Below are 11,745 nucleotides of genomic sequence, written 5' to 3' on the forward strand. Positions count from 1 at the left end.
GTGAGGGGCTGGGTCAGCCGTAAGCGCCCCCAGTGTACAGCAAGTCAAACAGCCGGGATATCGCGGCGATGAGGCTGCCGCAGCCCACCAGCATGGTCGCCACCAGGATCACGGCCAGCGGCCAGCGCGTGTCCGAGCTGCGGCCGGAGCCGGCATTGAAGGTGGCGTCCCACTTCTCGTCGGACATCAAGCCCAGCACCAGCGCCTGCAGGAAGCCGGCCAGCATGGAGACAAACAGCGGCAGCAGCTTGAAGTACATGTCGGCGTCCGGGGCGGCAGCCATCACCAGGCCGATGGCCGGTACGCTGGCCGCGTGAACCCAGCCCCATGTATCGTTTACGCCACGCAGATAGAAGCGGTGGGCACCGATGCCGCCCAGCAGGAAGGCCAGCAAGGTGGCGAAAGTCTTGTTCTTGTGCTTAGTTGCCATAAAAATGATAACAAAAACTGCGGGATGGCCAGTATCGGTCATAATCGGCCGCCAGCCCAGCGTTTTTGCACACAAAGCTTGCCCTGCTTGCCGGACTGGGGGATAATCTTCGATTGCCCCAAACCCACCCCAATTGTTATTAATGCTTGCTGGCGGAAGAGAAAGCGCGCTATAATTTGCGGCTTTTTCCGTCTCAGCACACTTTTTGGAAATATTATGGTCGTTATTCGTTTAGCTCGTGGAGGCGCCAAGAAGCGCCCATTCTTCAACATCGTTGCAACCGACTCGCGCAATCGCCGCGATGGCCGTTTCATCGAGCGCGTTGGCTTCTACAACCCAATGGCTTCCGGCCAGGAAGTGCCATTCAAAGTAACCGAAGACCGTCTGGCGCACTGGATCGGCGTGGGCGCACAGCTGTCCCCAGCCGTTGCGCGCCTGGTCGCTTCGAACAAGAAAGCAGCCTAATTCGGCGTTCAGGTTTTGGCAGATAAATTGGCATCCGGGGTGCAACTCCCCGACGATCTGGTGCAAGTGGGCTTTGTGTCCGGCGCTTATGGCGTAGCAGGCGGAATCCGGGTTCGCCCCTTTTCCGACGACGCGGATGCCTTGTTGCATGCCAAGACCTGGTGGCTGGATAAACCCAGCCTGCATGAAGTCAGCGTGCGCCGTGCGAAGCTGCACGGCGGCGATGTCGTAACCCAGTTGGGGGACCTGACGGACCGGGATCTCGCGGAGGCGCTCAAGGGTGCCGGCGTGTACATCCCGCGCAGCCAGTTCCCCGTGCTGGATGACGGCGAGTTTTACTGGTCCGACCTGATCGGGCTGGCAGTAGAGAATTTGCAGGGCGAAAGCCTGGGTGTCGTCGCCGACATGATGAGCAATGGTCCGCAGTCCATCCTGCGCGTCACGGCTCCGGTCGACGCTGAATCCGGCGACGCCGAGTCCGCGGCGCAAGAGCGCCTGATTCCATTTGTGGACCAGTTCATCATTACGGTGGACAAGGAAGCGAAAAAGATCACCGTGGACTGGGGCCTGGATTACTGATCCGGGAGCCGCTATGCAATTCGACGTCGTCACGCTGTTCCCTGAGATGTTTGCCGCGCTGACGCAATCGGGCGTGACCCGCCGTGCGTTCGAGCAGCAGAAGTGGGCTTTGTCGCTGTGGAATCCGCGCGATTTCACCACCGATAATCACCGCACCGTGGATGACCGCCCCTATGGCGGCGGCCCCGGCATGGTGATGCTGGCCAAGCCGCTGGAGGCGACCATCGCCGCCGCGAAGCAGCGCCAGATCGATGCCGGCTTGCCGGCGCCGCGCGTGGTGTTCATGTCGCCGCAGGGCAAGCAGCTGACGCACGAGCGCGTGATGCAGCTGAAAGCCGAGCCCGGCCTGGTGATCCTGTGCGGCCGCTACGAAGCGGTGGACCAGCGCCTGATCGACCGTTGCGTCGATGAGGAAATCAGCCTGGGCGACTTCGTGCTGTCGGGCGGCGAATTGCCGGCCATGGCACTGATGGACGCGGTGGTGCGCCTGCTGCCGGGCGTGCTCAACACCGAGGCCTCGGCGGTTGAAGACAGCTTTGTCAACGGCCTGCTCGATTCGCCGCACTACACGCGGCCGGTGACGTATGAAGGCGAGGATGTGCCCGCTGTGCTGATGGGCGGCAACCACGCCGAGATAGAAAAATGGCGCCGCCAGCGCATGCTGGAAGCGACCGCGCGCAAGCGCCCGGATTTATTGCCCAAGGCGCGCGCAGCAGGCTTGCTGACGCGCCAGGACGAGAAATTTTTGGCCGGTTTAGAAAAACCGGCACCGTAGTAGCAAAAGCAGCATAAGCAGCAAAAGCAGCAGAGACGGCGGGCATGTCGCCCGCTGGTTTTAACCCCATCCTCTACCGGGTTTCGTACGCGCCGGCATGATGGTAATTGGAGTCATCAAATGAACCTGATTCAACAACTCGAGCAAGAAGAAATTGCTCGCCTGGGCAAAAACATCCCTGAATTTGCACCTGGCGACACCGTGATCGTCAACGTTAACGTAGTCGAAGGCACCCGCAAGCGCGCCCAGGCATACGAAGGCGTGGTCATCTCCCGTCGTAACCGCGGCCTGAACTCGAACTTCATCGTTCGCAAGATCTCGTCCGGCGAAGGCGTTGAGCGTACCTTCCAGCTGTACTCCCCGCTGATCGCTTCGATCGAAGTGAAACGCCGCGGTGACGTACGTCGCGCCAAGCTGTACTACCTGCGCGACCGTTCGGGCAAATCGGCACGTATCAAGGAAAAACTGCCAAACCGTCGCCCAGCAGCGGCAAAAGCAAGCGCTTAATCGCGTTTGGGTTTGGGGCAGGGGCGCCTGGGTGGCGCCCCTTCAAAAGGGCGCCGCTTGGCGCCCTTTCGCTATTTGGAGGTGGTATGGCCAAGCTTTTGTTCGACCCGCAGCAACTCCCGATCGACGCCATCGCCGGCGAGCCGGCCGTGCCGGCCGAGCGCCTGGCGCCGGACTGGCTGCGCGCGCGCTTTGCCGCGCCCCCGGCCTGGCGGCCGGAAGATTCGGAAACCACCTTCACGCCGCAGGTGCCGCCCAAGCCGGCCGCCGTGCTGGTGCCGCTGGTGCAGCGTCCCGAAGGCCTGAGCCTGCTGCTCACGCAGCGCACCGACCACCTGAGCAGCCATGCGGGCCAGATCAGCTTTCCCGGCGGACGCGCCGAGCCGTACGACGCCGGCCCGGCCGACACCGCGCTGCGCGAGGCGCACGAGGAGATCGGCCTGGACCGCCGCCACGCCGAAATCATCGGCACCTTGCCGGTCTATCACACCGGCACCAACTACAGCGTGACCCCGGTGGTGGCCCTGCTGCAGCCGCCGTTCGAGCTGCGCGCCGACCCCGGCGAGGTGGCCGAGATCTTCGAGGTGCCGCTGGCCTTCCTGATGGACGGACTGAACCACCAGCGCCTGTCGGCCGAGCTGGCCAGCGGGCGGCGCAGCTTCTACGCCATGCCCTACCAGGGCTACTATATCTGGGGCGCCACCGCCGGCATGCTGCGCAACCTGTTCCACTTTTTGAGAGCGGAATAAGTTTGATTCCCGCGCGCCGCTGCGCTATCGTAGCGGGCATTGCGGCAATGCCCATCTTAAGGACGTTTAATGACTTTTCTTTCCATTCTGTGCGCACTGCTGATCGAGCAGATGAAGCCCCTGCGGGCGGATAATCCCATCTACGCCGAGATCAAGAGTCTGGCGGTGCGCATGGAAGCATGGTTCAACGCGGGCGACTCCAAGCATGGCCGCATGGGCTGGTTCCTGATGATGTTCGCGCTGATCGCGCCCACCATGCTGATCCACTGGGTGCTGATACGCTACGACTGGTTCCTGGCCGCCTTCGCATGGAATGTGCTCATCGTCTACCTGACGCTGGGCTTCCGCCACTACAGCCACTATTTCACCTCCATCCAGCTGGCCCTGAACGCCGGCGACGAGGCGGCCGCGCGCGCGCTGCTGGCCGAGTGGACCAAGCTCGACACCGTGGGCATGGAGGCGGGCGAAATCTCGCGCATCGCCGTGGAAAAGGCCCTCATCACGACGCACCGCAATGTGTTTGGCGTGTTCTTCTGGTTCCTGATGCCGCTCGGCCCGGCCGGCGCGGTGCTGTACCGCGTGTCCGAATACCTGGCGCGCGCATGGAACGAGCCCGAGCACATGCGCAACGAAGCCTTCGGCGAGTTCGCCACCAAGGCCTTCTACTGGATCGACTGGGTGCCGGTGCGCCTGACCGCCGTGGCCTTCGCCGTGGTGGGCAACTTCGAGGACGCCATCTACGCCTGGCGCAACTTCGCGCACCGCTGGACGGACGAGGCGCGCGGCATCATCCTGGCCGCCGGCGGCGGCGCCATGGGCGTGCGCCTGGGCACGCCGCAGGAAAACGCGCCGCGCGTGCTGCCGGCCGACGCGGCCGTGGTCGACAGCAGCGACATGGAAGCCGAGGCGCTGCCGGGCGAAGAGCCGGGCATCCGCGCGCTGCAAAGCACGGTGGGCCTGGTGTGGCGCGCGCTGCTGCTGTGGATGATGCTGCTGCTGTTGCTTTCCGGCGCGGTCTGGCTCGGCTGAAAGAAAACCGACAGCCGGAACGCGTTACAATGTCGGGATTGGCGGGCGCAAACAGTCGGTGCGGCCGCCAATGCGTGTTTCAAATCAAGTACTTACCTCCTTAGGTCTTCTATAAGATATAATACCTAGGATTTTTCACGCATCCAGGTCCCGCGAGTCATCTATGGCCGAGTCAGCTCAATCCCCCAAAGAACTGGCCAACGAGTTCTTTATCCTTGGCATCACTGCCGATGGCAGGCAATTCCGTCCCAGCGACTGGGCCGACCGCCTGTGCGGCGTCATGTCGTGCTTCCGTCCGGAAGGCACCAGCGGCCGAGATTCCCACCTCGGTTATTCCACCTTCGTGCGCCCGACCCATATCAATGGCGTCAAGGCCGTGGTGGTGAACGAAGCGCTGCGCGATTTCGAACCGATGGCTTACCACTTTGTCCTCAATTTCGCCAAGGACAACGGCCTGCAGGTGGTGGACGCCTGCCTGGTGCCCCTGCCCGGAGAAAAATAAGCGTAGGATAGGGCTCTTTCAACCAAAGCCAGCCCTGCGATCGCTTATGAATTTATCCAAGTCCGGTTTCGCCGTCACGCTGCTGCTGTGCAGCTATTCCTTTCTTCCCGCTTCCGCCGCACCGGCTGCCGCCGGCGCGCTGCCGGCCGGCGTCGTCAAAGGCCCGTCGGTCGAGGGCATCACCGAATACCGGCTGCCGAACGGCCTGAAAGTGCTGCTGTTCCCGGACGCCTCCAAGCCCACCGTCACCGTCAACGTCACCTACCTGGTCGGCTCGCGCCACGAGAACTACGGCGAGACCGGCATGGCCCACCTGCTTGAGCACATGCTGTTCAAGGGCGCGCCGAAAAACCGCAGCATTCCCCAGCAGTTCGCCGACCGCGGCATGGAGTACAACGGCACCACGTCCTATGACCGCACCAACTACTACGAAGTGTTCCAGGCCGGCGGGGACAACCTGAAATGGGCGCTCGACATGGAAGCGGACCGCATGGTCCATTCCTTCGTGGCGAAGAAGGACCTGGACTCGGAAATGACGGTGGTGCGCAACGAGTACGAGAGCGGCGAGAACAGCCCGTTCGAGGTACTGCTCAAGCGCATGCAGAGCGTGGCCTACGACTGGCACAGCTACGGCCGCTCCACCATCGGCAACCGCAGCGACATCGAGAACGTCAAGATCGAGAACCTGCAGGCCTTCTACCGCACCTACTACCAGCCGGACAACGCGGTGCTGCTGGTGGCCGGCAAATTCGAACCGGCGCAGACGCTGGCGTGGATCTCCAAATCCTTCGGCGCCATCCCGAAACCGAAGCGCAAGCTGCCGCCTTTCTGGACCGTGGAGCCGACCCAGGACGGCGAGCGTTCCTTCATCGTGCGCCGCAAGGGCGACATCCAGATCGTCGCGCTGGGCTACAAGATCCCGGCCGCGCTGCACGACGACAGCGATGCGCTCAGCTTCATGTCCGAGATCCTGAACGACACGCCGAACGGCCGCCTGCACAAGGCGCTGGTGGAATCCGGCAAGGCGGCGCAGGTGTTCAGCTTTGCGCAGACCGGCTATGCGCCCGGCCTGCAGCTGATCGGCGCCGTGGTGAAAGCCGGCCAGCCGCTGGAGCCGGTGCGCGAGGAGCTGATCGCCGCCGTGGAAGGCTTCGCGAAAACCCCGCCCACCGAGGAGGAAATGGAGCGCGTGCGGCGCAACATCGGCAACAGCATCGAGAAGGCGCTGAACGACCCGCAGAAAGTGGGCGTGGCGCTGTCCGAGCAGATCGCGCTGGGCGACTGGCGCTTGCTGTTCCTGGGCCGCGATAGCCTGGCCAAGGTGACGCCGCAGCAGGTGGCCAAGGCCGCCGGCCATTACCTGAAGCGCGACAACCGCACCGTCGGCAGCTTCCTGCCGGAGGACAATCCGCAGCGCGCCGAGATCACGGCCGCGCCGCCGATCGAGAAGGTGATGCAGGACTTCAAGGGCAAGGAAGACACGCTGGTGTCGGAAGTGTTCGACCCCAGCCAGGCCAACATCCTGAAACGCACCGAGCTGAAAACCATCGGCGGGCTGAAGGCGGCGCTGCTGCCGAAGAAGAACCGGGGCGAGACCGTGTCGGTGCAACTGCGCCTGCACTGGGGCGACGAGAAGAACCAGTTCGGCAAGACCGTGGTCGCCGCCGCCGTCAACCACATGCTCACGCGCGGCACCAGCAAGTACAGCCGCGCGCAGCTGGCCGACGCGATGGAAAAGCTGAAGATGTCCGGCAGCGTGTACCAGTTCGACACCACGCGCAGCCACCTGGCCGACGCGCTGCACCTGGCCGCGCACGTGCTCAAGGAACCGGCTTTCGATGCGGCCGAATTCGAGCAGCTGCGCCAGCAATGGCTGGTGGGCCTGGAAGCGTCGCGCAACGAGCCGCAGGTGCTGGCGGCCAATGCGCTGGCCAAGCACTACAACCACTACCCGAAAGGCGACGTGCGCTACGCGATGAGCATCGATGAGCAGATCGAAGCCATCAAGGCGCTGACGCTGGATGAACTGAAGGCCTACCACCGCGAATTCTACGGCGCCTCGCACGGCGAAGTGGCCATCGTCGGCGACTTCGATTCGCCCGCCATCCAGGCCGTACTGGCCGAGGAATTCGGCAACTGGGCCAGCAAGGCGCCGTATGCGCGCATCCTGAACGCCAACGTGGAGCGCCCGCCGCTGCACCAGGTGATCAACACGCCGGACAAGGAGAACGGCTTCTACGCCGCGCAGGTGAACATCGACATGAATTCGGAAGACCCGGATTACGTGGCGCTGGAACTGGCCAACTACATCCTGGGCGACGGCGGCCTCAAGTCGCGCCTGATGGACCGCATCCGGCAGAAGGATGGCCTGTCCTACGGTGGCGGTTCCAGCCTGTCGGTGAGCGATGTGGACCGCGCCAGCAATCTGTCCATCTCGGCCATCGCGGCGCCGCAGAACCTGAAGAAACTGGAAGCGGCGATCCGCGAGGAAGTGGCGCGCGCACTGAAGGACGGCTTCACGGCGGCCGAAGTGGCGGGCGCCAAGTCCGGCATGCTGCAGCAGCGCATCCAGAACCGCTCGCAGGACAATGTGCTGGCCGGCGGCTGGGCCAACTTCCTGTACCTGAACCGCACGTACGCGTGGAGCCAGGCTTTCGAGGACAAGCTGAAGGCGCTCACGCCGGCGCAGGTGAACGCCGCCTTCCGCAAGGCGGTGGACCTCGATAAGCTGAGCGTGGCGGTGGCGGGCGACCAGGCCAAGGCCAGGTAACCGGCGGCGCTGCGGCGGGTTACGCGGCTGCGCCGCTAACCCGCCCTACGGCCCCGGTAGCGGCGCGATGCATCTGCCGTAGGGCGGGTTAGCGCGCAGCGCGTAACCCGCCGGCGTCACGGCGTACTCAATTCGGCCACGAAGTCGTACATATCGCCGCGGAAGTAGGAGCGGCAGAATTCCACCGCGCGCCCGTCGCGCAGGAAGCCGAGCCGCTCCACCGCCAGTCCCGCATCGCCTTCCCTGGCCTGCAGCAGCGCGGCCTGCTCGCCGGTGAGGAGCAGCGCGCTCAAGCGCTGCAACGCCCGCACCGGCCGGTTGCCGGCCAGTTCCAGCGCCTCGTACATCGACGTGTCCACCGCCTCCAGCGAGGGCAGGGCGCCCGCCACGATGGTGGCGTACTCCAGGCACATCGGTATCTCGTCCGCATAGCGGATGCGGTTGAAGCGGAACACCGGCGCGCCCGGGCTAAGCCGCAGCCGCAGCGCTTCTTCCGGCGTCACCGTCCCCTCCGAACGCTTCAGCCACACGCTGCGCGGCATGCGTCCGCGCGCCCGCATGTCTTCCGAAAAGGAGGTCAGCTTGGCGAAGTTCTTTTCTATCCGCGTGTTGATGAAATTGCCCGAGCCGGCGCGCCGCACCAGCAGGCCTTCGTCCACCAGGCCGTCGATGGCCTTACGCACCGTGATGCGGGAAATGGCCAGGTCGTTGGCCAGCTGGCGCTCGGCCGGCAGGGCCTCGTCCGGCCCGAAGATGCGCTTGTCGATCGCTTCGCGCAGCGCGCGCTGCAACTGCTGGTACAGGGGCTGGCTGCTGGTCTGCCCCAGGTGCTGCATGATCTCTGCGAGCGATGTCATGTCTCGTCCCCTGTAGTTTTTATGCACTTCTTTATGCACTTTTATGCACTTTTATGCGATCCGATAATACCAAAAAAAGACCGGCACGCTAGCGGTTTGCATTGCGCTGGCGCCCGCCCAGAGGGAGATAGCGCTAACTAAGGTGAAATATTGGCAAAGTGGTCTGTGTGGTACAAACAACATGTGAAAAAAATACGAAAATTGGTAGTGTTCTGGTATTGGATGAGAGTATATTGGCGTTGAATTGGTTTTGTTAGTGGTTGCATAGATGGATCTGTAGGGCGTTGCGGGGAGCGCGGCGGTCTGCAAGAGGATCTACTTAAAAACGGACGGGCCTTCGACGAAGGCCACAATCAAGGGGGAGTAAATGAAGCGCAATTTGACACCGATCGCCACTGCGGTCGCCATCCTGATTAGCAGCACCGCCGCGATGGCGCAGGATGCATCCAAGACGCCCGACGCGGTCGTGACCGTGACCGGTGTGCGTGCCGCATTGGCGCAGTCGATCAACCAGAAGCGCAACGCCGACTCGCTGGTGGAAGTGATCACCGCCGAAGACGTGGGCAAGATGCCGGACAAGAGCGTCGCCGACTCGCTGCAGCGCGTACCTGGCGTGTCCGTTGCCACCGCCGGCGGCTCCGAAGGCGGCTTTGGCGAGAACGACCGCGTCAGCCTGAAAGGCACGCCGTCCAACCTGACCCTGACCACGCTGAACGGCCACACCGTCTCCAGCGGCGACTGGTATATCTCCAACATCACCGGCGGCGGCCGCTCGGTGAGCTACTCCATGTTCCCGTCCGAACTGATCGGCCGCGTGACCGTGCACAAGAGCTCGCAGGCCAACCTGACCGAAGGCGGCGCCGCCGGTAACGTGGACATCGAAACCCGCAAGCCGCTGAGCTTCAAGAAGCCGCTGACCCTGATGGGTTCCATCGAAGGCGCCTACGGCGACGCGGCCAAGAAGACCGACCTGCAGGTGAGCGCGCTGGCCAACTGGAAGAACCAGGAAAACAACCTCGGCGTGCTGGTGCAGGTATTCGACGAGAAGCGCACGCTGCGCCGCATGGGCCAGGAATTCCTGTGGTGGGACAAGCTGACCAAGGGCTTCGCACCGGACTGGATCGCGAAAAATCCTGAAGTCGAAAACAAATACCTGTCCATGCTGACCGGCTCCTCGCTGTTCCAGCAGAAGCGCGAGCGCAAGGGCGGCATGGTGGACGTGGAAGTGAAAGTCAACAGCGACTTCAGCTTCGACGTGAGCGGCCTGTACACCCGCCTGGACGCGGACAACGTCAACGCCAACTTCATGCTGGCGCCTTACCAGCCGCTGTCGAACAACTGGTCCGGCGTGGGCGGTGTGGTGCCGTCGGCGTACACCATCACGGGCAACCAGATCACCTCAATCACTTTCCCGAAAACCTGTCCGGTCGCCAGCTGCGCCAACATGGGTCCGTCGGTGCAGGACATCATCGCCCGTCCCGGTTCGTACAGCGACTCGAAGTTCGTCAACGTGGACTGGAAATACCGCGTCAACGACGACCTGAAATTCACCGGCCAGATCGGCACCACGCGTGGCACCGGCTATGCGCGCGACTACGGCTACGAGGCCTGGCTGGCCTACTCGGGCACCAGCCTGACCATGCACGGCCTGGACGCACCGGCCACCGTTACCGTGGACAACGCCGGCACCTTCAACCCGCGCACCGGCGCCGACTTCTTCGGCGGCTGGGCCTCGGACACCACCGCCAAGGACAAGGAAACCTACGGCCAGGTGGACGGCACCTACAAGACCCCGTGGGACATGGTGCCAACCATCCGCATGGGCCTGCGCACCGCCAAGCATGACCGCCAGCTGACCTGGCTGGCCGGCACCGTGGCGCCTGCGGGCTCGCAACTGGCCAACCGTCCTACCGGCCTGACGACCTACCCAACCAGCCCGCTGGACAACGTGCTGCAGAACCCATGGACCTTCACCGCTGACTCGATGAAGGAGTGGGGCGACAAGTACGTGACCTTCGACAGCCACTCCTACCAGAACGAGTTCACCATCGCCGAGAAAGCGCATGCCGCCTACGCGATGGCCGACCTGAACGTGGGCGCCATCACCGGTAACTTCGGCGTGCGCTTCGTGAAGACCGAGATCAACGTGGCCAACGGTTCTCCGAACACGGTGTGGAACCCGGTCTACACGTCGAAGACCTACAACGACTTCCTGCCCAGCCTGAATCTGCGCACCGACCTGGCCAACAACGTCGTGCTGCGCGGCGCTGCCAGCCGCACCCTGGCGCGCCCGGACTTCGGCGCGCTCGGTTCGCTGAGCCTGAACGACCTGACCTTCTCGGGCACCGGCGGCAATCCCAACCTGAAGCCGATCTACTCGAACAACGTGGATGCGGGCATCGAGTGGTACTTCATGCCGAAGTCGCTGATCGCGATGAGCGTGTACGACATGCACCTGGGCTCCTACGTGACCTTCGGCTCGTCGGTGGCGCAGTTCTTCAACCAGTCCACGCACTCGGTCACCAACTACAACATGAGCTCGGCCCTGAACACCAAGGCCCGCGTGAAGGGCGTGGAACTGCAGTACTCGCAGGACCTGGGGAACGGCTTTGGCGCCAGCGTGAACTACACCTACGCGGACGGCAAGGAAACCGGCAAGGCGCCTAAATCGGCTTGCGCCGACCTGGGCGATTGCAGCATGATCGGCACCTCGAAGAACTCGTACAACGCCAGCGTGTTCTACGAGAACGACAAGTTCAGCGCACGCCTGAACTACAGCTTCCGCTCGGCCTTCCTGAATGGCCTGGACCGCAACAGCGCGATCTACCAGGACGACGTGGGCACCGTGTCGCTGGCGCTGAACTACAATCTGACCGAGAACCTGACGCTGTCGTTCGAAGGCAAGGACCTGAACGATCCGCTGCTGAAGTCCTACGCCACCACCAAGGACCAGCCGCGCGCCTTCTACAAGAACGGCAAGCAGTTCTTCCTGGGCGTGCGCGGCAAGATGTAATGCCGGCTGAAGTCTGACGCAATACAGGGCAGGGTTTCTTCGGAGGCCCTGCCTTTTTTCATATTGGAG

11 protein-coding genes are annotated in these 11,745 nt (G+C 63.3%); 9 read left to right on the forward strand and 2 right to left on the reverse strand.

Annotated elements, in window-relative coordinates; genetic code table 11:
• Window positions 1–13 precede the first annotated feature (13 nt).
• A complete protein-coding gene (locus ACFJI2_RS02920; RefSeq protein ID WP_377703679.1) occupies window positions 14–430 on the reverse strand; it encodes an NINE protein in 417 nt (138 codons plus the stop codon).
• A gap of 216 nt (window positions 431–646) precedes the next feature.
• Here ACFJI2_RS02920 and rpsP point away from each other — a divergent pair, with 216 nt between their 5' ends.
• From rpsP to ACFJI2_RS02960, 8 genes are all read left to right on the forward strand, one after another.
• Entirely contained in the window at window positions 647–895 is a 249-nt protein-coding gene (gene rpsP / locus ACFJI2_RS02925) for a 30S ribosomal protein S16 (RefSeq protein ID WP_107877945.1), read from the forward strand.
• 15 nt (window positions 896–910) lie between these two features.
• Window positions 911–1,474: a ribosome maturation factor RimM gene (gene rimM, locus ACFJI2_RS02930; RefSeq protein ID WP_377703680.1), complete on the forward strand. Its 564-nt coding sequence runs from the start codon at window positions 911–913 to the stop codon at window positions 1,472–1,474.
• A 13-nt stretch (window positions 1,475–1,487) separates the two neighbouring features.
• Window positions 1,488–2,249 (forward strand): tRNA (guanosine(37)-N1)-methyltransferase TrmD, encoded by a 762-nt coding sequence (gene trmD, locus ACFJI2_RS02935; protein WP_107877941.1) that lies wholly within the window; start codon window positions 1,488–1,490, stop codon window positions 2,247–2,249.
• A 120-nt stretch (window positions 2,250–2,369) separates the two neighbouring features.
• Complete coding sequence (gene rplS, locus ACFJI2_RS02940) at window positions 2,370–2,756, forward strand: 50S ribosomal protein L19 (protein WP_056403202.1); 387 nt, start codon at window positions 2,370–2,372, stop codon at window positions 2,754–2,756.
• Between the two features lie 86 nt (window positions 2,757–2,842).
• Window positions 2,843–3,505 (forward strand): CoA pyrophosphatase, encoded by a 663-nt coding sequence (locus ACFJI2_RS02945; RefSeq protein WP_377703681.1) that lies wholly within the window; start codon window positions 2,843–2,845, stop codon window positions 3,503–3,505.
• Window positions 3,506–3,574: 69 nt separating this feature from the next.
• Entirely contained in the window at window positions 3,575–4,534 is a 960-nt protein-coding gene (locus ACFJI2_RS02950) for a CobD/CbiB family protein (RefSeq protein ID WP_107877937.1), read from the forward strand.
• A 163-nt stretch (window positions 4,535–4,697) separates the two neighbouring features.
• A complete protein-coding gene (locus ACFJI2_RS02955; RefSeq protein ID WP_107877935.1) occupies window positions 4,698–5,036 on the forward strand; it encodes a DUF3579 domain-containing protein in 339 nt (112 codons plus the stop codon).
• A 46-nt stretch (window positions 5,037–5,082) separates the two neighbouring features.
• On the forward strand, window positions 5,083–7,806 hold the full coding sequence (locus ACFJI2_RS02960; RefSeq protein WP_377703683.1) for a M16 family metallopeptidase: 2,724 nt from the start codon (window positions 5,083–5,085) through the stop codon (window positions 7,804–7,806).
• Window positions 7,807–7,922: 116 nt separating this feature from the next.
• Here the strand turns inward: ACFJI2_RS02960 and ACFJI2_RS02965 are convergent, their stop codons facing one another.
• The gene (locus tag ACFJI2_RS02965) at window positions 7,923–8,663 is read right to left on the reverse strand and encodes a GntR family transcriptional regulator (protein ID WP_377703684.1); all 741 of its coding nucleotides are present in this window, start codon (window positions 8,661–8,663) and stop codon (window positions 7,923–7,925) included.
• 367 nt (window positions 8,664–9,030) lie between these two features.
• Between ACFJI2_RS02965 and ACFJI2_RS02970 the strand changes: the two genes are divergently transcribed.
• Window positions 9,031–11,676, forward strand: a complete 2,646-nt coding sequence (locus ACFJI2_RS02970; RefSeq protein ID WP_377703685.1) for a TonB-dependent receptor — start codon at window positions 9,031–9,033, stop codon at window positions 11,674–11,676.
• The last annotated feature ends 69 nt before the right edge of the window (window positions 11,677–11,745 follow it).

The sequence above is a fragment of the Pseudoduganella sp. UC29_71 genome (assembly GCF_042693265.1).
In the GTDB taxonomy this organism is placed as follows: domain Bacteria; phylum Pseudomonadota; class Gammaproteobacteria; order Burkholderiales; family Burkholderiaceae_D; genus Rugamonas.